Source organism: Leifsonia sp. 71-9 (assembly GCF_001898805.1).
GTDB lineage: Bacteria > Actinomycetota > Actinomycetes > Actinomycetales > Microbacteriaceae > Leifsonia.
This window is the reverse complement of record NZ_MKVJ01000017.1, coordinates 256,366-280,614: the sequence shown is the minus strand read 5'-3', so window position 1 is coordinate 280,614 and position 24,249 is coordinate 256,366. Positions and strand designations below refer to the sequence as shown.

27 protein-coding genes are annotated in these 24,249 nt (G+C 70.2%); 17 read left to right on the top strand and 10 right to left on the bottom strand.

What is annotated here, in order from left to right:
* Nucleotides 1-31: 31 nt before the first annotated feature.
* Both BGO91_RS11070 and BGO91_RS11065 read left to right on the top strand, forming a co-directional pair.
* Nucleotides 32-715, top strand: coding sequence for a GntR family transcriptional regulator (locus BGO91_RS11070; RefSeq protein ID WP_290472817.1), 684 nt, complete (start codon nt 32-34; stop codon nt 713-715).
* Complete coding sequence (locus tag BGO91_RS11065; protein ID WP_290472816.1) at nt 715-1,416, top strand: GntR family transcriptional regulator; 702 nt, start codon at nt 715-717, stop codon at nt 1,414-1,416. The genes BGO91_RS11070 and BGO91_RS11065 overlap by 1 nt, the downstream gene beginning before the upstream one ends.
* An 87-nt stretch (nt 1,417-1,503) precedes the next feature.
* On the opposite strand, the gene BGO91_RS11060 is transcribed toward BGO91_RS11065, so the two are convergent.
* The 5 genes from BGO91_RS11060 to BGO91_RS11040 all read right to left on the bottom strand — a co-directional run bounded on the left by BGO91_RS11060 (nt 1,504) and on the right by BGO91_RS11040 (nt 3,043).
* The gene (locus tag BGO91_RS11060) at nt 1,504-1,800 is read right to left on the bottom strand and encodes a Dabb family protein (RefSeq protein ID WP_290472815.1); all 297 of its coding nucleotides are present in this window, start codon (nt 1,798-1,800) and stop codon (nt 1,504-1,506) included.
* The gene (locus BGO91_RS11055; protein ID WP_290472814.1) at nt 1,797-2,060 is read right to left on the bottom strand and encodes a glutaredoxin family protein; all 264 of its coding nucleotides are present in this window, start codon (nt 2,058-2,060) and stop codon (nt 1,797-1,799) included. The genes BGO91_RS11060 and BGO91_RS11055 overlap by 4 nt, the downstream gene beginning before the upstream one ends.
* Before the next feature lie 81 nt (nt 2,061-2,141).
* Complete coding sequence (locus BGO91_RS11050) at nt 2,142-2,240, bottom strand: AURKAIP1/COX24 domain-containing protein (protein ID WP_003792170.1); 99 nt, start codon at nt 2,238-2,240, stop codon at nt 2,142-2,144.
* A 70-nt stretch (nt 2,241-2,310) separates the two neighbouring features.
* The gene (locus tag BGO91_RS11045) at nt 2,311-2,526 is read right to left on the bottom strand and encodes a helix-turn-helix domain-containing protein (RefSeq protein ID WP_290472813.1); all 216 of its coding nucleotides are present in this window, start codon (nt 2,524-2,526) and stop codon (nt 2,311-2,313) included.
* Between the two features lie 94 nt (nt 2,527-2,620).
* A complete protein-coding gene (locus BGO91_RS11040) occupies nt 2,621-3,043 on the bottom strand; it encodes a metalloregulator ArsR/SmtB family transcription factor (protein ID WP_290472812.1) in 423 nt (140 codons plus the stop codon).
* Nucleotides 3,044-3,151: 108 nt separating this feature from the next.
* Between BGO91_RS11040 and BGO91_RS11035 the strand changes: the two genes are divergently transcribed.
* The 3 genes from BGO91_RS11035 (at nt 3,152) to BGO91_RS11025 (ending at nt 6,287) form a co-directional block, all read left to right on the top strand.
* Nucleotides 3,152-4,546, top strand: coding sequence for a potassium transporter TrkG (locus tag BGO91_RS11035; RefSeq protein WP_290473136.1), 1,395 nt, complete (start codon nt 3,152-3,154; stop codon nt 4,544-4,546).
* Nucleotides 4,539-5,210 (top strand): TrkA family potassium uptake protein, encoded by a 672-nt coding sequence (locus BGO91_RS11030; protein WP_179700238.1) that lies wholly within the window; start codon nt 4,539-4,541, stop codon nt 5,208-5,210. The genes BGO91_RS11035 and BGO91_RS11030 overlap by 8 nt, the downstream gene beginning before the upstream one ends.
* Nucleotides 5,211-5,369: 159 nt before the next feature.
* Nucleotides 5,370-6,287 (top strand): hypothetical protein, encoded by a 918-nt coding sequence (locus tag BGO91_RS11025; protein WP_290472811.1) that lies wholly within the window; start codon nt 5,370-5,372, stop codon nt 6,285-6,287.
* 75 nt (nt 6,288-6,362) lie between these two features.
* On the opposite strand, the gene proC is transcribed toward BGO91_RS11025, so the two are convergent.
* Entirely contained in the window at nt 6,363-7,211 is an 849-nt protein-coding gene (gene proC / locus BGO91_RS11020) for a pyrroline-5-carboxylate reductase (RefSeq protein WP_290472810.1), read from the bottom strand.
* 22 nt (nt 7,212-7,233) lie between these two features.
* Between proC and BGO91_RS11015 the strand changes: the two genes are divergently transcribed.
* A complete protein-coding gene (locus tag BGO91_RS11015; RefSeq protein ID WP_290472809.1) occupies nt 7,234-8,196 on the top strand; it encodes a cation diffusion facilitator family transporter in 963 nt (320 codons plus the stop codon).
* Nucleotides 8,193-8,909: a gamma-glutamyl-gamma-aminobutyrate hydrolase family protein gene (locus BGO91_RS11010; protein ID WP_290472808.1), complete on the top strand. Its 717-nt coding sequence runs from the start codon at nt 8,193-8,195 to the stop codon at nt 8,907-8,909. Before BGO91_RS11015 ends, BGO91_RS11010 begins: the two co-directional genes overlap by 4 nt.
* Nucleotides 8,910-8,934: 25 nt before the next feature.
* Here BGO91_RS11010 and tadA read toward each other — a convergent pair whose 3' ends face one another.
* Nucleotides 8,935-9,402, bottom strand: a complete 468-nt coding sequence (gene tadA, locus BGO91_RS11005) for a tRNA adenosine(34) deaminase TadA (RefSeq protein ID WP_290472807.1) — start codon at nt 9,400-9,402, stop codon at nt 8,935-8,937.
* A gap of 38 nt (nt 9,403-9,440) precedes the next feature.
* Between tadA and upp the strand changes: the two genes are divergently transcribed.
* The gene (gene upp / locus BGO91_RS11000; RefSeq protein WP_290472806.1) at nt 9,441-10,073 is read left to right on the top strand and encodes a uracil phosphoribosyltransferase; all 633 of its coding nucleotides are present in this window, start codon (nt 9,441-9,443) and stop codon (nt 10,071-10,073) included.
* A gap of 394 nt (nt 10,074-10,467) precedes the next feature.
* Entirely contained in the window at nt 10,468-11,178 is a 711-nt protein-coding gene (locus BGO91_RS10995; RefSeq protein WP_290472805.1) for a winged helix-turn-helix domain-containing protein, read from the top strand.
* Between the two features lie 93 nt (nt 11,179-11,271).
* On the opposite strand, the gene BGO91_RS10990 is transcribed toward BGO91_RS10995, so the two are convergent.
* The 3 genes from BGO91_RS10990 to BGO91_RS10980 form a co-directional block, all read right to left on the bottom strand.
* The gene (locus BGO91_RS10990) at nt 11,272-12,108 is read right to left on the bottom strand and encodes an ABC transporter permease (RefSeq protein ID WP_290472804.1); all 837 of its coding nucleotides are present in this window, start codon (nt 12,106-12,108) and stop codon (nt 11,272-11,274) included.
* Entirely contained in the window at nt 12,105-13,118 is a 1,014-nt protein-coding gene (locus BGO91_RS10985) for an ATP-binding cassette domain-containing protein (protein WP_290472803.1), read from the bottom strand. Before BGO91_RS10985 ends, BGO91_RS10990 begins: the two co-directional genes overlap by 4 nt.
* A gap of 160 nt (nt 13,119-13,278) precedes the next feature.
* Nucleotides 13,279-13,956, bottom strand: a complete 678-nt coding sequence (locus BGO91_RS10980) for a PadR family transcriptional regulator (protein ID WP_290472802.1) — start codon at nt 13,954-13,956, stop codon at nt 13,279-13,281.
* 175 nt (nt 13,957-14,131) lie between these two features.
* Between BGO91_RS10980 and BGO91_RS10975 the strand changes: the two genes are divergently transcribed.
* The 8 genes from BGO91_RS10975 (at nt 14,132) to BGO91_RS10940 (ending at nt 24,006) form a co-directional block, all read left to right on the top strand.
* The gene (locus BGO91_RS10975) at nt 14,132-15,388 is read left to right on the top strand and encodes an ABC transporter substrate-binding protein (RefSeq protein WP_290472801.1); all 1,257 of its coding nucleotides are present in this window, start codon (nt 14,132-14,134) and stop codon (nt 15,386-15,388) included.
* On the top strand, nt 15,385-16,326 hold the full coding sequence (locus BGO91_RS10970) for a carbohydrate ABC transporter permease (RefSeq protein WP_290472800.1): 942 nt from the start codon (nt 15,385-15,387) through the stop codon (nt 16,324-16,326). The genes BGO91_RS10975 and BGO91_RS10970 overlap by 4 nt, the downstream gene beginning before the upstream one ends.
* Complete coding sequence (locus BGO91_RS10965; protein ID WP_290472799.1) at nt 16,316-17,200, top strand: carbohydrate ABC transporter permease; 885 nt, start codon at nt 16,316-16,318, stop codon at nt 17,198-17,200. Before BGO91_RS10970 ends, BGO91_RS10965 begins: the two co-directional genes overlap by 11 nt.
* On the top strand, nt 17,197-18,531 hold the full coding sequence (locus tag BGO91_RS10960; RefSeq protein WP_290472798.1) for a family 1 glycosylhydrolase: 1,335 nt from the start codon (nt 17,197-17,199) through the stop codon (nt 18,529-18,531). Before BGO91_RS10965 ends, BGO91_RS10960 begins: the two co-directional genes overlap by 4 nt.
* Nucleotides 18,528-20,372, top strand: a complete 1,845-nt coding sequence (locus BGO91_RS10955) for a glycoside hydrolase family 2 protein (protein ID WP_290472797.1) — start codon at nt 18,528-18,530, stop codon at nt 20,370-20,372. The genes BGO91_RS10960 and BGO91_RS10955 overlap by 4 nt, the downstream gene beginning before the upstream one ends.
* A gap of 50 nt (nt 20,373-20,422) precedes the next feature.
* Nucleotides 20,423-21,502: a LacI family DNA-binding transcriptional regulator gene (locus BGO91_RS10950; RefSeq protein WP_290472796.1), complete on the top strand. Its 1,080-nt coding sequence runs from the start codon at nt 20,423-20,425 to the stop codon at nt 21,500-21,502.
* Nucleotides 21,503-21,670: 168 nt separating this feature from the next.
* Nucleotides 21,671-23,584 (top strand): arabinofuranosidase catalytic domain-containing protein, encoded by a 1,914-nt coding sequence (locus BGO91_RS10945; protein WP_290472795.1) that lies wholly within the window; start codon nt 21,671-21,673, stop codon nt 23,582-23,584.
* A 140-nt stretch (nt 23,585-23,724) separates the two neighbouring features.
* Complete coding sequence (locus tag BGO91_RS10940) at nt 23,725-24,006, top strand: hypothetical protein (protein ID WP_290472794.1); 282 nt, start codon at nt 23,725-23,727, stop codon at nt 24,004-24,006.
* Nucleotides 24,007-24,249 lie beyond the last annotated feature (243 nt).

Below are 24,249 nucleotides of genomic sequence, written 5' to 3'. Positions count from 1 at the left end.
TATCCAGGCTGAGCGGATGTAATATTCAAGTATGCCTGTACCCGTAACCGAGGCCGTCAGCCCCAGACGGCTCATCCGAGATGAAGTCTTCCTCCGTCTCCTCGACGCGATCGTCGAGGGAGACCTCACGCCCGGCGAACAGCTCTACGACGCCGAGATCGAGCGGTGGGTGGGCGTCTCCCGCACCCCCGTCCGCGAGGCCCTCAACCAGCTCGCCACCATGGGCCTGGTCGAGATCATGCCGCAGAAGCGCACCCGCGTGACCCCCATCGACCCCGTCCGCCTCCGCGGCCTGATCGACACGGTCGGCACCCTGCTGCGCGGAGTCGTCCGCGACGCCACGCCGCTCCTCACCGACGCCGACAAGGAGACGCTCCGCGGCCTCCCGGAGCGCGCGGCCGCCGCGGAGAAGGGGACCGCCCTGGAGCGCGACCACGTGCTCGTGGACGGCTTCATCGACGTCTTCGTCCGCCGCCTCGACAACCGCACCATCGCCCGTCTCTTCAAGCGGCACCTGCCGGAGGTGCGCCGCGCCCTCGTCGCCGCCCCGTCCGGCGACGCGTTCGCCGCGGGCGTCCCCGCGCTGACGTCGCTCGTGACGGCCGCCATCGACGGTGACGCCGCAGGCGCCGCGCGTGCCGTCGACGACTACTGGGGCACCGGCCTCGCGACCGTGGTCGACGAGTTCGCCGCCACCGAAGGGAAGATCGCCTGATGCCGCTGCCCGTGAAGGACTCCGCCCCCGTCGAGCGCCAGCTGCTGCGCGACGTCGTCTACAACCGTCTCTACGACGGCATCCTGGACGGCACGCTCGAGCCGGGCGAGACCCTGCTCGACGACAAGCTCACCTCGTGGCTCGGCGTCTCGCGCACCCCGATCCGGGAGGCGCTGATGAAGCTCGCCGACATCGGCCTGGTCGAGATGGCGCCCAACCGCTACACGCGCGTCGCCCCGATCGACCACCGCGCGATCGACGAGGCCATCTACACGACCGGGCTGCTGCACGAGCACGCCGCCCGCGCCGCCGTCCCCGGCCTCGACAACGCGGCCGTCAGCCGCCTCGACAAGGCCCAGAAGGAGGTCAAGAAGACCGCGAAGGCCGGCGACAAGCCCGCCCTCGGCCGGGCCCTCAACGACTTCTTCCTCGAGTTCGGTCGCAGCGCGGACAACGCGGTGCTGCTCGGCGTGAGCGAGGGCCTCAGCCCGCAGCTGCTGCGCTACATCGCCGTGTGGCCACAGCCGTTCGGCGTCGACGACCTCCCGGCCCGCGTCACCGCGATCTTCGAGGCCGCGAAGGCCCGCGACGGGCAGAAGGCCGGCGACCTCGTCGCCGAGCTCTACGCCCCGACGCTCACGCAGTTCCTCGCCGAGTACCGGCGCAGCGACCGCGACATCGACGACACCCCCGGCTACTGACGGCTCACGTCACCCGGAGCAACGCGAAAGCGCCCGGTCCCCTGTGGGGCCGGGCGCTTCGTCGTACAGGGGCGCGGGAACCGCGGCTCAGACCTCGAAGTCGACCGCGCTGCGGCCGTCCACGACCGAGCGGATGTACGCCGCGACCTCCTCGTGCGCGGGGTGCACCTGGTAGCGCGCCACGGCATCCAGGTCGGCGAAGTCGCCGATCAGCACCAGGTCGAAGTTGCCGGGGAGCACGTTGACGCCCACCTCGAGCCGCTCGATCTCGGGCACGACGCCCACGAGCGACTCCAGCTTCGCCTTGACGGCGGCGGCGTGCTCGGCCCGCTCGGACTCGTCGGTCGCAGCGAGCTTCCACGTGACGACGTGGCGAATGGTCATCGGTCCTCCAGGATCGCGGTGCGCAGCCGGGCCGGATCGACCCGCCAGTAGGTGTGCATCCGCCCGCCGACCAGCACGACCGGGATCTCCTCCACGTACTTCTCGTGCAGAGCCGGGTCGTCCAGGATGCTGAGCTCCTCCACCTCCACGGCGGGAGAGCCGTCCGGGAGGCCGTCGACCACCGTGCGGATCACCTCGCGGGCGTCGTCGCACAGGTGGCAGCCCGGCTTGCCGATGAGGGTCAGGGAGACGGCGGACACGGCGTCCAGCCTAGCTCTCCCGAGCACAGCAAAAAGCGCCGGGCCATGACGGACCGACGCTTGAGCCGCAGACTCTGAGGTCTACTTCTTGTTGCGACGCTGGTGGCGCGTCTTGCGGAGAAGCTTGCGGTGCTTCTTCTTCGCCATACGCTTGCGACGCTTCTTGATAACGGAACCCACGTAGACCTCACAAAGTTAGGGGGGTTTGCCGCGGGGTGCGCGGCGACACAAGCAACCAGTTTACCCGACGTCACGCCGTATCGGCGACGCCGCCCTTCTCGGAGGGCACGAGAGCCTCCAGAGCCTGGTCGACGGCCGACTCCGGGACCCGGAACGAGCGCCCGAAACGGATCGCGGGAAGCTCGCCGGAATGCACCATCCGGTACACGGTCATCCGGGAGACGCGCATCATGTCGGCCACCTCGGCGACCGTCAAGAAGCGCACGTCGCGCAGATCGTGTGCCATCGTCGTACCTTTCCGACCGCCATGGTACTCGGCTCCGCCGGCGGGTGACAGGAACTCTATGCGAGCGCGGGATCCCGCGGCAAGCACCGGGACGTCAGTCGCGACGCCACTTCGTCACGCGCTCGGTCGCGTTCGACACGGCGTGGCGGGTGTCGGCGAGCACCTTGCCGACGGTGCTGGCGAACTCCCGGGTCTCCTCGGCGAGCTGCGCCGAGAGGGCGGCGGCGTCGACGTCGGCGGTCGTGAACGGGATGATCCAGTCCTCCACCAGCTCGAGCGGGGTCGCATCCAGCCGGTAGTAGCGGTGCTGGCCCTCCTCGCGGACCGAGACGAGGCCGGCCTCCCGCAGCACCTTGAGGTGCTTCGACACGGTCGGCTGGCTGAGCTCGAGCGTCGCCACGATCTCCGAGACCGAGATCTCGCCCACACCGTCCGCCGACTCCGAGTGTCGGTCGAGCAGCACGCGGAGGATGTCGCGCCGCGTGGGGTCGGCGATCACGTCGAAGATGTCGGCCATCCCCCCAGGCTAGTCACTCCGCACCCGGAGTACCATGTCCGAAGCTTCGGTGGGAGGGAACGGACCATGGCTACGACCCCGGCGGCCCGGCGCGGGACCGCGGTTCCCATGAACCGGGTGCGCGGCGCGATCAACGGCTTCGCCTCCCGCAGCCCGTCGCGCTTCGCGATCCTGGTGTTCACGCTCCTCATCCTGATCTTCACCCTGCTCTTCTCGCTGCCCATCGCCTCGGTGAAGCAGACGGTCACTCCCCTCGCGGACGCTCTGTTCACCGCCGTCTCGGTCATCTGCGTCACCGGCCTGTCGACGGTCGATATGGCGACGCACTGGTCGGTCTTCGGCCATCTGCTCGTCTACCTGGGCGTGCAGATCGGTGCGGTCGGCGTGCTCACGATGGCGAGCATCCTGGGCCTGGTCATCTCCCGCCGCCTCGGCCTGCGCGCCAAGCTCATGGCCGCCAGCGACAGCAACCCGCTGCGCATCCACGCCGGTCCCGTCGCCGAGGGCCAGGCCGTGCGGCTCGGCGAGGTGGGCAAGCTGCTCACGACCGTCGCGCTCAGCATGGTCGTCATCGAGGGGCTCGTCGCGCTGCTGCTCCTGCCCCGGATGCTGATCGCCGGGATGTCGTTCGGCTCGGCGCTCTGGGAGAGCCTCTACTACTCGGCAATGGCGTTCACGAACACCGGGTTCGCGCCGAACGCGGAGGGGCTGACGCCGTTCAAGGAGGACTTCTGGTTCCTCGGCGCGCTCATGATCGGCGTGTTCCTCGGGGCCATCGGGTTCCCGGTCATCCTGGCCATCGCCTCCAACCTGCGCAAGAAGCGGCGGCGCTGGTCCATCCACGTCAAGCTGACGCTGCTGACGTCGGTCATCCTGCTCGTCGCCGGCGCGGTCATGTACATCGTGCTCGAGTTCGACAACCCCAAGACCTTCGGGAACCTCGACGCCGGGCATACCGTGTTCCAGTCGTTCTTCCTGTCGACCATGGCGAGATCGGGCGGGTTCTCGACGATCGACATCAGCGACCTCCACGGGTCGAGCCTGCTCGTCACCGACATGCTGATGTTCATCGGCGGCGGGTCGGCCTCCACGGCCGGCGGCATCAAGGTCACCACGCTCGCGGTGCTGTTCCTGGCGGCGTTCGCCGAGGCGCGCGGGGTGGAGACGATGGATGCCTTCCGCCGCCGCATCCCGATCGACGTGCTGCGGCTGTCGGTCGCGGTCGCCCTGTGGGGAGCCACGATCGTCGCCGTGTCGACCATCGTGCTGACGCAGATGACCAAGGCTCCGCTCGACCATGTGCTCTTCGACGTGATCTCCGCGTTCGCGACGTGCGGCCTGTCCACCGGGCTGACGGCCTCCCTCCCGGACCCCGGGGTGTTCGTGATGGCGGCCACCATGTTCTGCGGCCGCGTTGGTACAGTGACACTCGCTGCGGCGCTGGCGCAGAGCCAGCGCAAGCAGCTGTACCAGAACCCCGAGGAGAGGCCGCTCGTTGGTTGACCGGATCAAGCACAACGCCCCCGTCCTGGTGATCGGCCTCGGCCGGTTCGGAGCCGCGACGGCCGGCCAGCTCGACCGCCTCGGCCGCGAGGTGCTCGCCATCGACACCGACGGCGGGCTCGTGCAGAAGTGGGCGGACCGCGTCACCCACACCGTGCAGGCGGATGCGCGCTCCATCGAGACGCTGCGCCAGATCGGCGCGGAGGACTTCTCCATCGGCGTCGTGGCCGTGGGATCCTCCATCGAGGCCAGCGTGCTCATCACCGCCAACCTCGTCGACCTCAAGGTGCCCCAGATCTGGGCGAAGGCGATCTCGCAGTCGCACGGCAAGATCCTGGAGCGCATCGGCGCCAACCACGTCATCTATCCGGAGGCGGAGGCCGGCGAGCGCGTCGCCCACCTCGTCTCGGGCCGGATGCTCGACTTCATCGAGTTCGACGACGACTTCGCGCTCGTCAAGATGTACCCGCCGAAGCCCATCCGCGGCCTCAACCTCACCGAGTCCGGCGTGCGCAGCAAGTACAACATCACCGTCGTCGGCGTGAAGAGCCCCGGCAAGCCCTTCACCTACGCCACCGCCGAGACCGTCGTCTCCAACCACGACCTCATCATCATCTCCGGCACCTCCGCCGACATCGAACGCTTCGCCGCCCTCGACTCCTGACCCGCCCCGCCCGCGCGCCGCCCACCGGCCCACCGGCCACCGGCCCGCGAGCACAGTAAAAGTGCTCGTTTTCAGCACATCCGAGAGCACTTTTCCTGTGCTCGGCGGCAACTGTGGAGAGCGCCGGCGGGGTCTGGGTGGTTCGGGGACGATGTGGGGATGGAGGATCAGCGATTAGGTCGTGCGTTCACCGTTCGGGATGCGAGCGCCGCGGGAATGGGGCGCGGGGCGCTGCGCAATCGACGATTCGCGCGACCGTTTCATGGCGTTCGTGTAGAGGGATCCGGCGAGGGCGCCGACCTTCGTGCACGTGCCCACGCACTGAGCGTGCGGATGGAACCGGGCCAGGTCTTCTCCCACCTGACAGCGGCAGCGCTTCACGGATTCCCGCTCCCTGTGCGCCACACGGATCCTCAGGCCGACTTGCACATCAGCGTCTTCGAGCCGCAGCGCGCTCCACAGCTCAGGGGTGTCGTCTCGCACGAGCTGAAAGCCACCGGCCAGCTGGTCACGTCGATCGAGCGACTCGCCGTCATGGGCGTCGAGGACACCTGGGCGCAATTGGCCTCGTCGCTCTCGCCGACGGACCTGGTGGTCGTCGCGGATTGGCTCGTGACCGGGCGCGAGCCGTACTCGGGTGAGCCGCCGCCCACCACCATCGAAGCGCTCGATCGCGCAATCGCCCGCAGAGGACGGATGCGCGGAGTCAAGACATTGCGCGTCGCGCGAGACCGCGCGCGCTACGGGTCGTTGTCACCACAGGAGACGAGACTCCGCCTCCTGCTCCAGGACGAAGGGTTCCCGGAGCCCGCGCTCAACCATCGCATCATGAGCGTCGCGGGCGAGCTGGTCGCCATGGTCGACCTCGCGTATCCCGACCGTCACGTGGCGATCGAGTACCTCGGCGACCACCACCGGACCGACCCGCACACCTACCGGGACGACATCCTGCGACGCGAACGCCTCACGGCACACGGCTGGGCGCCCCTCTTCGTCACGGCCCACGACCTGCACACGCCCGCCTTCCTCCTCGTCCGGCTGCGGCGCCTGCTCGCGAGCACAGGAAAAGTGCTCTGATCGCGGCCGAATCCGAGCACTTTTCCTGTGCTCGCGGGCTGCGGGCTGCGGGCGGACGGCGGGCGGGCGCGGCGGTCAGCCGGCGGCGAGTTCGCGGGCGCGGGCGAGGGCGGCGTCGGTGGCGCGGGCGAAGAGGGCGGGGAGGTCGGCGTCGGCGAGGACGGCGACGGCGCGCTCAGTGGTGCCGTTGGGGCTGGTGACGCGGCGGCGGAGCTCCGCGGGGCCGTCGTCGGAGGCGGCGAGCATGGTCGACGCGCCGAGGAAGGTGCCGTTCACGAGGATGGCCGCCTGCTCCGGCGTGAACCCCTTGGCGACGGCGGCGTCGGTGAGCGCCTCGATGAGGAGGAACACGTACGCGGGGCCGGAGCCGGAGATGGTGCTGAGGGCGTCCAGCTGCGACTCGGGCACCTCCACGACCTGGCCGACGGTCTCGAACAGGGCGCGCACGAGGGCGAGGTCCTCGGGCTCGGTGCGGGTGCCGGCGCTGATCCCGGTGACGGCCTTGCCGACGACGGCGGGGGTGTTCGGCATCGAGCGGACGACGGAGATCGAGTCGGGCAGCAGCGACTCGAACGTCGCGACGGTGACCCCGGCGGCGACGCTCACGACGACGGCTCCGGGAGTGAGGGAGTCCGCGATCTCGCGGAGCAGGTCGGGCACCATCCCGGGCTTGACGGCGACGATGACGATCTCGGCGCCCTCGACGGCGCGGCGGTTCGCCTCGGGGTCGTCGTCGGTCGCGAACGCGGTGACGCCGGGGGTGCGGGCGAGCTCGGCGGCGCGGGCGGCGGAGCGGTTGGTCACGCGCACCCCGCCGGCGACGGAGACGCCGGGGGCGAGCAGGCCCGAGAGGATCGCGCGGCCCATGGAGCCGGCTCCGAGCATCGCGATGGTGGGCAGCGTCACGTTCTGCGTGTCGGTCATGCGGCCATCCTAGGATGAGTCCATGAGCGCATCAGGAGGCACCAGGGCGATCGTCGCGGCGTTCTCCGCGAACCTCGGCATCGCGCTGACGAAGTTCATCGCCTGGTTCTTCTCCGGCTCCTCGTCGATGCTCGCCGAGGGCGTCCACTCGCTCGCCGACTCCGGCAACCAGCTGCTCCTGCTGCTCGGCGGCCGCAAGGCGAAGCGGCAGGCGGACAAGGAGCACCCGTTCGGCTACGGCCGCGAGCGCTACGTGTACGCGTTCGTCGTGTCGATCATCCTGTTCTCCGTCGGCGGCGTGTTCTCGCTCTACGAGGGCTTCGAGAAGCTGGCCCACCCGCATCCGCTCGACAACTGGTGGCTGCCGGTCCTGGTGCTGCTGATCGCGATCGGCCTGGAGTCGTTCTCGCTGCGCACGGCGGTGCACGAGTCGCGCCCGCACAAGAAGGGCATGTCGTGGCCGCAGTTCGTGCGGCGGGCGAAGGCCCCCGAGCTGCCGGTCGTGCTGCTGGAGGATGTGGCCGCCCTCACGGGTCTCGTGTTCGCCTTCATCGGCGTCGGCCTGACGGTCCTCACCGGCAACGGGATCTGGGATGCCGTCGGCACCCTCCTGATCGGCGCGCTGCTGATCGTGGTGGCGATCATCCTCGGCATCGAGACGAAGAGCCTCCTCGTCGGCGAGGGCGCCAGCGACGCGGACGCCGAGGCGATCGAGCGCGCGGTGCTGGCGGGCGACGAGGTCGAGCGCATCATCCACATGAAGACCCTGTACCTCGGCCCCGACGAGCTGATGGTCGCGGCCAAGCTGGCGCTGCCGGGCGAGCAGCGGCTCGCCGACGTCGCCGCCGCGATCAACACGGTCGAGCGACGCATCCGCGACGCCGTCCCCGCCGCCCGGGTCATCTACATCGAGCCGGACGTCTGGATCGACCCGAACGAGAAGCACCCGGCGACCGACACCATCATCCTGAAGGGCCTGGATTGACCGGCACAGCCACGCGGACCGCGCTCGTCCTGCAGCACGACCCCACCATCCACCTCGGCAACATCGGCCCCACGCTGGAGGAGCACGGGTACGAGCTGCGCGTGGTCGAGGTGCGCACGCCCGAGGACGTCGCGGCGGTCGATCCGACCGACGCCGACCTGGTGGTCGTGCTCGGCGGCGAGATGGGCGCGTACCAGACCGACGAGTTCCCGTTCCTGGAGGCGGAGAAGGCGCTCCTGCGCGAGCGGCTCGACGCCGAGCGGCCGACGCTCGGCGTGTGCCTGGGCGCGCAGCTGATGGCCGGCGCGCTGGGCGAGCGCGTCTACAAGGGCGACACCACCCAGATCGGTTACCGCCGGGTCGAGACGACGGAGGCGGGCGCGAGCTCCCCCATCCGGCACTTCGAGGGCGTGCCGGTCGTGGAGTGGCACGGCGACACGTTCGAGCTGCCCGACCGGGCGACGCGGCTGGCGTCGTCGAGCGACTACTCGAACGAGGCGTTCGCCATCGGCGGGTTCGCGCTGGCGGTGCAGTTCCATCCCGAGGTCACGGACGAGATGCACGAGTCGTGGGTGTCGGACGGGTACAACGAGCTCGACGAGCAGGCGATCGATCCCGACGCGCTGCGCCGCGACCGCGAGCTGTACTCGGCGCGGATGCAGGAGGCCTCGCGCGCGGCGTTCTCGGAGTGGCTGGAGGCGCTGCCGCGCTGAGCCGCCCGCCCCGCCCGCGCTCCGCTCAGCGTTTGGCGCGGAAGAAGTCGAGCAGCAGTTCGGCGCACTCCTCGGCGAGCACCCCGGCGAACACCTCGACCCGGTGGTTGAGCCGCCGGTCGCGCAGCACGTCGTAGACCGATCCGGCGGCGCCGGCCTTCTCGTCCCAGGCGCCGAATACGACGGTCGGGACGCGCGCGGCGAGCACGGCCCCCGCGCACATGACGCAGGGCTCCAGCGTCACGACGAGGGTGCAGCCCTCGAGGTGCCAGTCGTCGCGTGCCGCCGCGGCCTGGCGCAGCGCGAGCACCTCGGCGTGCGCGGTCGGGTCGTGGTGCAGCTCGCGCTCGTTGCGCCCCGTGCCGATGACCTCGCCGCGCTCGTCGAGCACGAGCGCGGCGACCGGGACGTCGCCCGTGTCGAACGCGAGGCGCGCGTCGGCGACGGCGCGCCGCATCCACTGCTCGTAGTCGGCGGGGACGGACAGGGGCACAGGATCCTCCAGGCGGGATGTCGGCTAGCCTTGAGCCTATGCGAGTGCACGTAGCGGACCACCCCCTCATCACCCACAAGCTGACCGTGCTCCGCGACAAGACCACGCCGTCGCCGGTGTTCCGCGCGCTCACCGAAGAGCTCGTGACCCTGCTCGCCTACGAGGCCACCCGCGCGGTGCGGGTCGAGCCGATCGAGATCGAGACCCCCGTGACGACCACCACCGGCGTCGCGATCAGCAAGCCGCGCCCGCTCGTCGTGCCCATCCTGCGCGCCGGGCTCGGGATGCTCGAGGGCATGGTCCGCCTGATGCCGACCGCCGAGGTCGGGTTCCTCGGCATGGCCCGCAACGAGGAGACCTTCGAGCCGACGACGTACGCCGAGCGCCTGCCGGAGGACCTCTCCGACCGCCAGTGCTTCGTCCTCGACCCGATGCTGGCGACGGGAGGCTCGCTCGGCGCGGCCATCGACTTCCTGTTCAAGCGCAACGCGGTCGACGTCACCGCCATCTGCATCCTCGCCGCCCCGGAGGGCCTGGCGGCGCTGGAGAAGGCGACCGAGGGCCGCAACGTGACGATCGTGCTGGGCGCCCTCGACGAGCGCCTCAACGAGAACGGCTACATCGTCCCGGGTCTCGGCGACGCCGGGGACCGCCTCTACGGCACTGTGTGAACGCCTGCAATATTCCGTAATGATTTGACATCGCGAGTCATGGTTCGCTTTACTGACTCCATGACTGACAACTCGCGTACCCTGACCTCCTTCGAGGCCCTTGGGGATGCCGGCATGATGATGGCCGGCCGCGACTCCGTCATGTGTTGCCGAATGTGCCGCTGATCTGACGACACTTCGCCGAGCCGAACGCCCTCCGACCACCACCTCGTGATCGGGCGAGAGCTCCCCGGGAACGCCACACGTACGCTCCCGCGCATCAGCCGTCTCTGACACGGCCAACACGAAAACTCCGCGAATCACCGCCCCATCCGGCGCCTTTCTCTCGCCGGGACGACCGTCCCGCAGCGTCGGTGGACGATCGGGATCGCGACATCATCTAAGGACTCCTCCCATGTCTCTCGCCACCATCGACACCTTCGCCCCCACCGCCCTCCGCCCCGCCGAGGCCGCTCCCGCCGCTCCCGCCGCTCCGAAGATCCGCGCCGTCCCGACCGGCACGGAGGCCCGCGGCTTCGTCCTCTACGTCGGCATCGACGAGGCCAAGGCCGCCGCTGCCGGAACCGACCTCGGTCGCATCGTGGAGGCGCTGAAGGCGCTCACCGCCGAGCTGGCACCCGCCTCCGAGACCTACGCCGCCGTCGCGATCGCCCCGGCCGGCGCCGGTGGCCGCGACGTGGATGTCGTCCGCCTCGCCCTGCAGGACCCGTCCGCGATCGCCAAGCACCGCCACACGGCCGCGATCGACGAGGACGAGGACCGCGCCGCGTCCGGCGTCGTCGTCGACATCTCCCGCAAGCGCCTCATCCTGGACAACCAGACGGTCGCGCTGACCTACAAGGAGTTCGAGCTGCTGCAGTACCTGGTGCTGCGCGAGGGCCGCACCATCGAGCGTGCCGAGCTGATCTCGTCGCTGTGGAGCGGAGCGGACGAGGAGGACGTGCCGAACGAGCGCACGATCGACGTGCACGTGCGCCGCCTGCGCGCCAAGCTGGCCCGCTACGAGGACATCGTGCGCACGGTCCGCGGCGTCGGCTACCGGTTCGACCGCCACGCCGACGTCTCCATCCGCCACGCAAGCGCCCCCTCCCCCGACCTGTTCTGAGCCCCGCGCCCGCGGCCCGAAGCCCGCGAGCACAGGAAAAGTGCTCCGAATCGCTCGAAACAGCAGCACTTTTCCTGTGCTCGGCGGCTGCGGTCAGGCGCTGCGCTGGTAGACGCGGAAGGCGCTGGTCGCGAGGGCGGCCATGACGACCGCGAGGGCGGCGAGCAGGCCGACGTGCCCCCAGAGGGCGGCGGTGTCGGGATGCGCGCTGAGCGCCTCCCGGCCGACGATCACCGCCCACTCGAACGGGTTGTAGGCGGCGACGTTCCGCACCCACTCCGGCGACAGCTTCGTGTTCATGATCGCCGAACTGAGGAACATCAGCGGCAGGGTGATCAGCTGCGAGATGCCGATGAGCGCGGTCTGGTCGCGCGCCAGCAGCGCGACCGCGTTCGACAGCGAGCAGAACACCGCGGTGAGCAGCACCACGGCGAGCAGGAGCAGCAGGATGCCGCCGACGCCGCCGTCGAACCGGGCGCCGGCCCAGAACGCGATGCCCAGCACGATCAGCGACTGGAACACCGCGAGGATCGACTGGTAGACGAGCGTCGCGACGATCATCGCGCCGCGATTCGCCGGTGACGTGAGCATCCGGTCCATCACCCCGCGCTCCATGTCCTGGATGTAGACCGTCCCCGACCACGCGCTGCCGAACAGCGCGAGCATCATCACGACGCCCGGGGTCAGGTACTCCAGATAGCTCTCCCCGACGCCGAAGCCGGGGATGTCGACGACCGATTTGAACAGTTGCCCGAAGAGCAGCAGCCAGATCACCGGCTGCACCAGGTTCATCACGAGGAACGCGGGCATGCGGATGGCCCAGCGCAGCTGCCGCCCCGTGAGGAGCAGGGTGTGCGTCAGGAAGGTCGGTCCCCCTCCCGTGCGGGCGGTGCGCGCGGGCGACGGTGCGGGTGCGGTGACGGCGGTCATGATGCGTTCTCCAGGGCGTGCTCGGCGGACGCCTGCGCCCGCGTGAAGGTGCGGCCGGTGTGCCGCAGGTAGACGTCGTCGAGGCTGGGGCGGGCGACGGTGGCGGACGCGACCGCGACGGCCGCGGCCTCGAGCGCGACGAGGGCGAGCGGGAGGGTCGCGGCTCCGTTGTCGGCGCGGGCGCGGAGGGTGCGGCCGTCTCCGCCGATGTCGCGGAGCGCCTCCACCCGCTGCAGGGCGGCGAGGGCGGCGGTCGGGTCGCCGTCCGGCGCGACCTCGACGATCACGGTGTCGCCGCGGAGGCCGCTCTTCAGCTCCTCCGGGGTGCCGCCCGCGACGACCCGGCCGTGGTCGACGATCGCGAGCCGGCCGGCGAGACGGTCGGCCTCGTCCAGGTAGTGCGTGGTCAGCAGCACGGTGATGTGCTCGGCGGCCGTGAGCCGCTCGATCTCGAGCCAGAGCTCCGTGCGCGCCTCCGGGTCGAGCCCGGTGGTGGGCTCGTCGAGGAAGAGCACCTCGGGCCGGTGCATGAGGCCGAGGGCGACATCCAGCTTGCGCGCCATGCCGCCCGAGTACGTCTTGACCTGGCGGCGGCCGTGCTCGGCGAGGCCGAAGCGCTCGAGCAGCTCCCGGGCGCGGGCCCGCGCATCCCGACCGCTCATGCCCTGCAGCCGGCCGGCGAGCACGAGGTTCTCCACCCCGGTGTCCATCGGGTCGGAGACGGGTTTCTGCGCGACGAAGCCGATGGCGCGCCGCACGCGCCCCGGGTGCCGGAGCACGTCGATCCCGGCGACGGACGCGCGGCCGGAGTCGGCGCGCGCGAGGGTCGACAGGACCTTCATGGTGGTGGACTTGCCGGCGCCGTTCGGGCCGAGGAGCCCGAAGACGGTGCCCGCCTCGACGGTGAAGTCGAGGCCGTCGAGGGCGCGGACGGGCGGGGCGCCCCTCCCGCCGGGATAGGACTTGACGAGCTGGTCGGCGACGAGCGCCGGACCGGTGGATGATGCCACGATGGTTCCTCTCTGAGAGGTCACCGAAGGGGCATATCATCGGATACGACCCTCGGTGACTGTTGACGCAGGTTCCGTAAGGAACGACTGAAGGTTTCCGATGGCCGGGGAGTTGCCGCTCTCCGGCCATCGTCTTGTGTGCGGCGGGATGCCGCTCGGATCAGTTCCCCAGCAGTTCGGCCACCTCCTCGCCGAAGGCGCCGGCCGCGACCCGTTGCTGGATCTCGGCCATGCTGAGGCCCTGGCCGAGCAGCACGTGCAGCTGCTCCCACCACTCGTAGCCGCCCAGCGTGCCGTCGCGCAGCCGCGCGAGCAGGTCAGCGACGAAGGCGCGCTCGGCGTCGAGCACGGCCTGCCGGTAGCGGGACTCGATCATGAACAGCTCGGGCAGCGCGGTGTCGTTCGCCTCCGCGACGGCCCGCCGCTCGGCGATCTCGTCGTCGAGCCGCTCGAGCCGGCTCGCCAGGAGGTCGGCGGCGGTCGCCGGCGGGAGCAGCGGGAGCAGGGAGAGCCCGGCCTCGATCGCCGGGTACTCCTTCGCCGGGATCTCGATGAGCTCGCCGAGCCAGTCGATCGCCTCCCGCCGGCCGCTCTCCGTGATCTGGTAGACGACGCGCTCCGGGCGGTTGCCCTCGCGCTCGGTCTGCGCCACCTCGATGAAGCCGTGCTTCACCAGCGACTTGATGACCGCGTAGAGGGAGCCGAAGTTGAGCCGGATGCTGTCCTCCTTGCCGCGCTCGCGCATGGTCGTCGTCATCTCGTACGGGTACATCGGCTTCTCCCACAGGCAGGCCAGGACGGCTAGGGCCAGCGGGTTCGCGATCGCGCGCTTCGACATTGCTCACCTCCGAATACTTTGCTCAGAGTATTCGATTGCGAGCAATCTGTCCAGACGGCCGCTCCGACGTCGCGGGACATGGATTGCGCTCGACGAGGTTCGTCGTCTACGATCTGCTTTAACGATGAAGCACCCAATCCGAGCATCGTTACCCATCGCTCAAGGGAGAGTCTCCATGCACTACAAGAAACAGCTCGCCGTCGTGGCCGTCGCTGCGGCGGTCGGACTGCTCGCCACCGGCTGCTCCGGCGGAGGCGGCACCTCCTCCGGCCCCGTCGAACTGTCCGTCTGGACCGGCTTCACCGGCGGCGACGCCCCCGGCTACGAGCAGATCGTGAAGGACTTCAACGCGTCGCAGAAGCGGATCAAGGTCACCATGTCGGCCGAGCCGTGGGACACGATCCAGCAGAAGCTGCCCTCCGCCTGGATGACCGGACAGGGCCCCGACATCGCGGCCCCGGCCTCCGACCCGAACGTCATCGCCCAGTACGTCAAGACCAAGTCGGTCCTCCCGATCACGCAGACCGGCTCGGGCGACACCAAGATCAACGTGGACGACTTCGCTCCGGCCCTCGTCGACGAGTTCACGTACGACAAGAAGCTCTACGCCGTGCCGGCGAACTACGCCACGCTGAGCCTCTACTACAACAAGGCCCTCTTCACCGCGGCGGGCGTCACGCCGCCCACCACCGTCGCCGAGCTCAAGGAGGCGGCGAAGAAGCTGACCTCCGGCGGCACCTACGGCCTCGTGCTCGCCGACAACAACACCATCCAGATGTGGCCGGTGCTGCAGTGGCTCGAAGGCGGCGACATCGTCGACAGCAAGAACTGCAGCGTGCTCGACAGCCAGAAGGGCCAGAGCAGCCTGAAGCCGTGGGTCGACCTGGTCGTGAACGACAAGATCTCCCCGGTGGGCCTCACCGGCGCCGAGGCCGACGCGCTCTTCTCGGCCGGCAAGGCCGCGATGGAGATCAACGGGCCCTGGGCGGCGCCCGGCTACAAGAAGGCCGGCATCGACCTCGGCATCGTCTCCGTTCCGCTCGACTCCGCGGGCAAGCCGGTGACGCTCGGCTCCACCGCCCCGCTCGCCATCTCGGCCAAGAGCAAGCACCCGCAGGAGGCGCAGGAGTTCCTCGCGTACTGGACGGGCAAGACGGCGCAGAAGAAGTTCTCGCTCTCGACGGGCTTCCCGTCGCTGCGGACCGACCTGGCCGACGACGCCGACCTCAAGGCCGACCCGGTGGTGTCGGTGTTCTCGGCCCAGGTTCCCGGCTCGCGCCTGTACCTGCCGCAGGTGCCGAACGCGACGAAGGTCGACTCCGACGGCTACGTGCCGATGATCGGGACGCTCACGCGAGGCACGCCGCTGGCCGAGGGCACGCAGAGCGCGACGAAGACGATCGACGATCTGACGGGCTGCTCCGCCAAATGACCGTTCTGACCAAGGTCCGGGAGCCGCAGGACGGCTCCCGGACCGGGATCCGGGGGGAGCGGCGGCGCCGCCGGCGGTTCCGCCTCTCCCCCGCCCTGCTGTTCCTCGCCCCGAGCTTCCTCATCCTGGGCGTGTTCGTCCTCTGGCCGATCCTGGTCTCTTTCTGGTACAGCCTGCACGAGTGGACGATCGGCGCCGACGACCAGCCCTGGGTCGGTCTCGGCAACTACATCGCGCTCACGCAGGATCCGAAGTTCTGGGGCGCGCTGCTCCACACCGTCGAGATCACGGTGATCTCGGTGGCCGGGATCGTCGTCCTCGGGCTCGCCCTGGCGCTGGCCCTGGCCCGCGACAACCTCGGCAGCCGGATCATCCGCTCCGCCTTCTTCTTCCCGACCGTGGTCTCGCTGACCTCCATCGGCCTGGTCTGGCGGTTCCTGCTCGACCCGGATCTCGGTCTCGTCGGCGCGATCACCTCCGCCCTCGGCCTCGGGAACGTCGGGTTCCTGCAGTCGCCCCAGCTGGCGTTGCCGACGATCATCTTCGTCAACATCTGGAAGAACGCCGGGTTCGTGATGATCATCCTGATCGCCGGCCTCAAAGGCGTCCCCGCCGAGCGGTACGAGGCGGCCCGTCTCGACGGCGCCGGGTCGTGGGCGCTGCTGCGCTACATCACGCTGCCCGCCCTGCGCCCGACGATGCTTTTCGGCACGCTCATCATGACCATCCAGTCGTTCCAGCTGTTCGACCTCGTCTACGTGATGACGGGAGGCGGCCCGCTGTTCTCGACGGACACGCTCGTCACGATGCTGTTCCGCGAGGGCTTCGTGAACTTCCAGACCGGCTACGCCGCCGCGATCTCGTGGGCGCTGTTCCTGGTGATCGTGATCATCTCCGCCCTCCAACTCAGAATCTTCAGGTACAACGATGTCGACTGAAACGCTCCGCCGGCCGACCGCTGGGACGTCCGCGCGCCGGGACCGGCGCCGTTCCGGCTCCTCGACGCTCGGGACCGTCTCGCGCTGGGTCTTCGTCGGCGTCGGGCTGGTCTTCGCCCTCGTGCCGTTCATCTGGATGCTGTCCGCCTCGTTCCGCACCGAACGCGACCTGTTCGGCAACCCGGCGAGCCTCTTCCCGACCGAGTGGACGCTGCACGGCTATCAGGGCGTGTGGGAGCAGCTCCCGTTCCTGCTGCTCGTGTTCAACACCATCGTCTTCGCCGGCGTCACGACACTGCTCACCCTGCTGTTCGACTCCATGTGCGCCTACGCGCTCGCCCGGATCGACTTCCGCGGGCGCACCATCGCCTTCTGGCTGGTGCTCGTGACCCTGATGGTGCCGTTCCAGGTGACGCTGATCCCGGTGTTCGTGGAGCTCTTCCACCTGGACTGGCTGAACACGTACCAGGGGCTGATCATCCCGCGCGCCACCAGCGCGTTCGGCATCTTCCTCTTCCGCCAGTTCTTCGTCTCGATCCCGCGCGAGCTCGACGAGGCCGCCCGGATCGACGGAGCCGGCCACTTCCGCATCTACTGGCAGATCATCCTGCCGCTGGCCAAGCCGGCCATCGCCACGGTCGCGGTGCTCAACTTCACCGCCCTCTGGAACGACCTGCTGTGGCCGCTCGTGGTCACGAGCACCCCGGAGATGCGGACGCTGCCGGCGGGCCTCGCGCTGTTCGGCGGCCAGCACGTGACCGACCACGCGGTCCTGATGGCCGGCGCCGTGATCTCGCTGCTGCCCATCGCGATCGCATTCTTCCTCGCCCAGCGGTACTTCGTCGCGGGCGTCGCAACGACAGGACTCAAGTGACGACACACATCGACGGCTTCCCGCACGACCGCCTGCACTGGCTGATCGGGATCGAGGACACCTGCGTCTACCCGGCGCCCGGATCGTCGATGGGGCCGCTCAACGAGTTCGAGCTGACCGCGCACGACGCGAACTGGCGCTCGGACATCGGGACCGCAGCCGCGCTGGGCGCCACCGGCCTCCGCTACGGGGTCAGCTGGCCGCTCGTGCACACGGCTCCCGGCACGTTCGACTGGAGCGCGCTGGACGAGCGCATCGAGTACGCGGTGCGGGAGGAGGGGCTCACGGTGATCGCCGACCTCGTCCACTACGGCACCCCCACCTGGCTGGACGGCTCGTTCGCGGACCCCGGGTTCCCGGAGGCGCTGGCCGAGTTCGCCGGCGCCTTCGCCGAGCGGTACCGCGGCGTCGTCGACCACATCACCCCGCTCAACGAGCCGCTCACCACGGCGTCGTTCTGCGGCCTGCGCGGGGTGTGGCCTCCCGCGCTCACCGGCTGGGACGGCTGGACCACGGTGACCGTCGCCATCGCGCGCGGCGTGCAGCGGGCCGTCGCCGCCATCCGCCTGGCCAATCCGGACGCGGTGATCGTGCACGTCGAGGCCTCCGCCATCTACGAGACCACCGAGACGGTGCTGGCCGAGGAGGTCGCGTTGCTCCGCTCGCTGGCGACCCTCCCCACCGATCTCGTGCTGGGACGGGTGGACGACCTCCACCCGCTCGACCCGTGGCTGCGGGAGCAGGGGGCCCGGCCCGAGCACCTCGCCGAGCTGCGCGCCGGCGGGGCACGGATCGACCTGCTCGGCGTCAACTACTACCCGGACCTCACCCCGCGGGTCCTGGAGCTGGCCGAGGGGACGGTGCGCCAGGTCACCGCCAATCGGTGGAGCGACGGGCTCCGCGCGGTGCTGACGGACTGGCACACGCGGTACGGCCTGCCGATGCTCGTCACCGAGACCAGCATCGAGGGGACGCCGGAGGTGCGCCGCGACTGGCTGGAGGCGTCCACGGCCACGGTCCGCGACCTCCACCAGGAGGGGATGGACGTGCGCGGTCTGACCTGGTGGCCGCTGCTCGACTTCGTCGACTGGTCGTACGCCTCCGGAGGCCGCAACGTCGAGGAGTTCGTGCTCGACCCCGCCACGTCGAGCGACGCCACGAGCGAGACGTTCGCCGAGACCGGGCGCGGCCTCACGCCGTTCTTCCGCCGGATGGGTCTCGTCGAGCTGTCCGAGGAGGCCGGCGGCGAGCTGCGCCGCACGCCCACGGTCGCCGCCGCGGTCTTCCCGCGGGCCGCGGCGCGCACCGCCCCCGCGGAGAGCGCGCAGTGAGCGGCGCACCGCTCCGTGCGAGCCGGCTGGAGGAGGCGCGACCGCGCCCGCAGCTGGTCCGCGAGCACTGGACCTCCCTCGACGGACCGTGGCGCTTCGCGCACGACGACGGCGAGGTGGGCGAGCGCGAGGCGTGGTTCGAGCCGGAGCACCGGCTGGAGCGCACCATCGTGGTGCCGTTCCCGCCCGAGAGCGCCGCGTCCGGCATCGCCGACGACCGCTTCCACGACGTCGTCTGGTACCAGCGCGACGTCCCCTGGGACGCCGTGCTGCAGGCGGGACACGGCGCAGAGCGGCCGCGCCTCCACCTCCGCTTCGGTGCGGTCGACTACCGCGCCCGCGTGTGGGTCAACGGGCGGTTCGTCGGCGAGCACGAGGGAGGCCACACCCCCTTCTCCTTCGACGTCACGGACGCGCTCCTGCCCGGACGCACCCAGCACGTCGCGCTGCGGGCGGAGGACCGCGCGGCCGACGTCGAGCAGCCGCGCGGCAAGCAGGACTGGCAGGAGGACGCGCACGTCATCTGGTACCGGCGCACGACCGGCATCTGGCAGCCGGTGTGGCTGGAGGCGACGCCCGAGACGTTCGTCGAGCAGCTCCACTTCACGACCGACATCGCGCGCGGCTCCGTCACCTACGAGGTGCGGCTCAACCGGCCGCCGGCGCCAGGGACGCGCTGCCGGGTCGAGCTGTTCGACGGCGAGGAGCCGATCGCCGAGGCCGCCGCCGTCGTGACCACCCAGCGGCACACGGGCACGGTCACGATCCCCCGGCTGCTCAACGGGCAGGACCGGGAGGGCCTCCTCTGGTCGCCGGAGTCGCCCCGGCTCGTCGACGCGACGGTCACGGTCGAGGACGCGAGCGGGACGGTCGACACGGTCGCCGGATACCTCGGCCTGCGCACGACCGGGGTGCGGGACGGGCGCTTCGTGCTCAACGGCCTCCCCCGCACGCTCCGCTCGGTGCTGAGCCAGGGGTACTGGCCGCAGTCGCACCTCGCCGCCCCCGGCGCGGCGGCACTCCGCGAGGAGGTCGAGCTCATCCTCGCCCTCGGCTTCGACGCGGCGCGTGTGCACCAGAAGATCGAGGACCCGCGCTTCCTGTACTGGGCCGACCGGCTCGGCCTGCTGCTGTGGGGCGAGGCTCCGGCGACCTACCGGTTCAGCGCAACGGCCGTCGAGCGTCTGAGCCGGGAGTGGCTGGAGGCGCTCGACCGCGACCGCTCGCACCCCTCCATCGTCACGTGGGTGCCGATGAACGAGAGCTGGGGCATCCAGGACGTCGCCGCCGACCCCGCGCAGCGCGCGTTCGCCCGCGCGCTCGTGCAGCTGACGCGGGCGGTGGACCCGTCCCGCCCGGTGATCTCGAACGACGGCTGGGAGCACCTCGAGTCCGACGTCTTCAGCGTGCACGACTACGACCACGATCCCGTCGCCGTGCGGGCGCGGTACCGGGACGAGGCGGCCGCGGCCGCCCTGCGCGCCGGGACCGGTCCGGCCGGGCGCGCGATGGTCCTGACCGACGCCTTCGACCCCGGGGCGCCGCTCATGCTGACGGAGTTCGGCGGCGTCGAGTTCCTGCTCGACCGCTCCGGCGCCCCGGGCGACAGCTGGGGATACTCCACGGCCGGGTCGGCCGAGCAGTTCGAGGAGACGCTGCGCGCGCTCTACGACGCGCTGCGCGCGAGCACGGTGCTGGCGGGCTCCTGCTACACGCAGCTGACCGACACGATGCAGGAGGCGAACGGCCTGCTGACGGAGGACCGCAGGCCCAAGCTCCCGGTGCCGGTCATCCGCGCGATCGTGACCGGGGAGAGGACGCCGGCACCGCCTGAGGCATGAGCTACGGTAAGGAACACTCGGGATCGCCCGGGCACGGGAGGAGTCGAGGAATGGTGGAGCGGGGGCGGGTGCGTCGCGTCACCCTCAGAGACATCGCCGACAAGGTCGGCGTGACCGCGTCGGCCGTCTCGATGGCGCTCGCGGACAACCCGCGCATCGGCGTCGACACCCGCAAGACCATCCAGGAGGCCGCGCGCGAGCTGGGCTACGTGCCGAGCTCCGCGGCCCGGGCGCTGCGCAACCAGCACGCCGGCACGATCGCGCTGATCGTGCCGACGACGGCGACGCACGTGTTCGGCCACAGCTACTTCATGCACGTGCTCGAGGGCACGTCGTCGGTCGCGAACGAGCACGACGTGCAGCTGCTCGTCTCGACCAACCCGGACAACGACCACGGCCTCGCGGCCTACGAGCGCGTGATGCGCTCGCACAGCGCGGACGGCGCCATCCTGACCAGCGCGGCGATCGAGGATCCGACCGTCGAGCGGCTGATCGACAGCGGGCTCCCCGTCGTGATGATCGGGAGCTTCCCGTACCTCCCGGGCGCCGTCACCGTCGGCGTCGACGACCGTGCCGCCTCCCGCGCCGTCACCGAGCACCTCATCGCCGTGCACGGCCGCACGCGCCTGCTCCACATCTCCGGCACGCTCGACCACCAGACCGGCGTCGACCGCCGCGACGGCTTCCTCGACGCGGTGCGCGCGCACGGTCTGGAGGCCGACGCCCTGATCGTCGAGGGCGATCTGAGCGAGGAGTCGGGCGCCGCCGCCATCCGCGAGCTCGGGCCGCGCATTTCCGGCATCGACGGTCTGGTGGCGGCCAACGACGACATGGCGTTCGGGGCGCTCACGCTGCTCCGAGCCGCGGGCGTCGACGTGCCGGGCGCTCTCTCCATCGCGGGCTTCGACGACTTCGGGCTCGCACGCGTCACCACGCCGAGCCTCACCACCGTGCGGGTCCCCGCCCAGCGGCTCGCGCGCCTCGCGACGGCCCGGCTGTTCGAGATCATGGCCGGCGACGAGGGCGGCTGGAGGCGGCACGTCGTCGAGGTGGAGCTGGTGCTGCGCCAGTCCTGCGGCTGCCAGCCGATGGACTCCACGGCCGACGAGGCGGCGGTCCTCCCCGTCTGACCGGCCGGGCCGGGCCCACTCTTCCGCCGGTCGGCGCGATCCTCTACACTCCCGAGGTGGGGAGTGTTTAAACGATAAAGCAACGGTGCCGAACGATCTTCTCGGCCGCATGTTTTAACGATTGAGCACTTCCGGACCGTAGCAACGACGCTCGAAAGGAAGGTCACCGTGCACACCGATTCGCCTCCCACCCGCAGGCGGGCTCTCACAGCCGCCCTCGGGATCCTCGCCCTCGCCCTCACGCTGCTCACCGGCCCGCTGCTCACGGCGAGCCCGGCGCAGGCCGCGACGGACGGCCCCTGCGACATCTACGCCGCGGCCGGCACCCCGTGCGTGGCCGCGTACAGCCCGGCCCGCGCGCTCTACGCCGCGTACAACGGACCGCTTTACCAGGTGAAGCGCGCCTCGGACGGCGCGACCAGGAACATCGGGCTGCTCTCCGCGGGCGGGTCCGCCGACGCCGCGCAGCAGGACGCCTTCTGCGCCGGGACGAGCTGCGTCATCCCGATCGTCTACGACCAGTCGGCGAACCACAACGACCTGACCCCCGCCCCCGCGGGCGAGCAGGGTGCGGCCAACGCCCCGGCCGACGCGGCAGCGCTGCCGATCACCGTCGGCGGGAGCAAGGCGTACGGCCTCTACCTGCCTCCGGGCGTCGCCTACCGGCGCTCCAGCACCGTGACCATCGGAACGGCGCGCGGCGCCAACCCCGAATCGATGTACGAGGTCGCCAGCGGGACGAACGTCAACAGCGCCTGCTGCTCCGACTTCGGCAACGTCGAGACCGACACCGTCGACACGGGCGCCGGACACATGGACACGCTGAACCTCTCCACCCTGGGCGCCAAGGGCGCGACCGGACACGGCCCCTGGGTGCAGGCGGACCTCGAGGAAGGCGTGTTCCAGGGCAAGACCGCCGTGTGGACGCCGAATCAGGGCAACGCCTCGAAGTTCGTCACCGCCGTGCTGAAGAACAACGGTGTGAACACCTTCGCCCTGAAGGGCGGCAACGCGCAGTCCGGCGCCCTCTCCACCTGGTACGACGGCGCCCTCCCGGACGGCGTGGACCGGTTCGGGAGCACGTGGAAGCCGATGAAGCTCGAGGGCTCGATCGGCCTGGGTGCGGGCGGCGACAACTCCAACCGCGGCACCCAGTCCTTCTTCGAGGGCGTGATGACCAGCGGCTACGCCACCAACGTGGCCGAGAACGCGGTGCAGGCGAACATCGTCGCGCAGCACTACGACGGCGTGAGCACCGGTGGCGGCCCCGGCCGTCAGATCGTCGGCCCCGGCGGCAAATGCGTCGACGTGGCGGGCGACGACACCGGGGGCAACCTCGCGGTCGTGCAGCTGTGGGACTGCAAGGCCCTCGCCGCCGATCAGCACTGGGCCGGCAGCATCATCGGCGAAGGAACGCTCAGCACGCTCGGCCGCTGCCTCGACGTGAACGGCAACGTCACGACGCTCGGCACCGGGGTCGAGCTCTACGACTGCAACGGCGTCGGCGGCCAGCAGTGGCTTCCGCAGGCCGACGGCTCGATCAAGAACCCGGCCTCGGGGCTCTGCCTCGACGCCCCGAACGGCGCCACCGCCAACGGGACGCCGCTGCGGATCTGGACCTGCAACGGCGCGGCCGCCCAGAAGTTCACGGTCACGACGCCGATCCTCCACCCCGTCTCCGGTGCGCCCTCGACGTGCGTCGACGTCGCAGGCAACGACCTGAACGTCAACAACCAGCGCGTGCAGCTCTGGACCTGCCAGAACATCGTCACGGGGGCGCCCGGCGGCAACGCGGAGGCGCGCGACCAGCAGTGGACGTACTCCCCCGCCGACCAGAGCGTCCGGACCATCGGCCGCTGCCTCGACGTCATCGACAACTCGACGACGATGGGCGCGGGCATCCAGCTGCACGACTGCAACGGCGTCGGCGGTCAGCACTGGGTGCCGCAGGCCAACGGGGCACTCCTCAACCCCGCGTCGAACTACTGCCTCGACGCCCCGAACGGGGCGACCGCCGACGGCACGCAGCTGCGCATCTGGGTCTGCAACGGGGCACCGGCGCAGACGTTCCAGCTCAACTGAAAGTCCCGTCACGCACGTGTCGATTCTCGGCGGAGTGGCCAATGACGCCGACCTGACCAGGGATTTGTCCGGACCGACGGTGTAACCGCCGGTCCGGGCGTCTCAGATAAGTCGGCCCGCTCCGCGAAGGAGGCGTACAAGTGCTCGTTCGTGTCAGCGGGGCTTTGGCATTCGCCCCGGCGGCCAACGACCGAGTCACCAACACACGTTTCACGACGCGGGTGGCTGAATCGCAGGCCAAATGGGTCACCGTCAACAGCTCACGAGGTGTCGACTTCATCACGCCTTCCAAGGGCAACTCTGGCGGTGGGATCGGCATCGGTTACTGGTCAGCGACAGCGACGTTCTGGTTTACCGTGAACGGGAAGATGTCCAACGTCGCGTCGAAGACCATGATGAAGTGGGCCAACCTCACTAAATGACGGCGTGAGATCCCAGTCGCCACGTGATGATTCAGAGTGGATTGGCTAGAAATTATGGAATGGTTTCAAGACCCCAGCCTTGCCAGGTGGGTTCAGACGAGGGGTATGTCTGTCGGTGGCATCCCCCTCGGTTTCGAATCGTATCTGAAAGTTCTCCACCCGATCCCGGCGCTGCGCCCCAGTCAGAGCCCAGATGAATACGAGAGCGCGTGGTGGTCATGGGCCCACGCAGCGCGTCAGGCC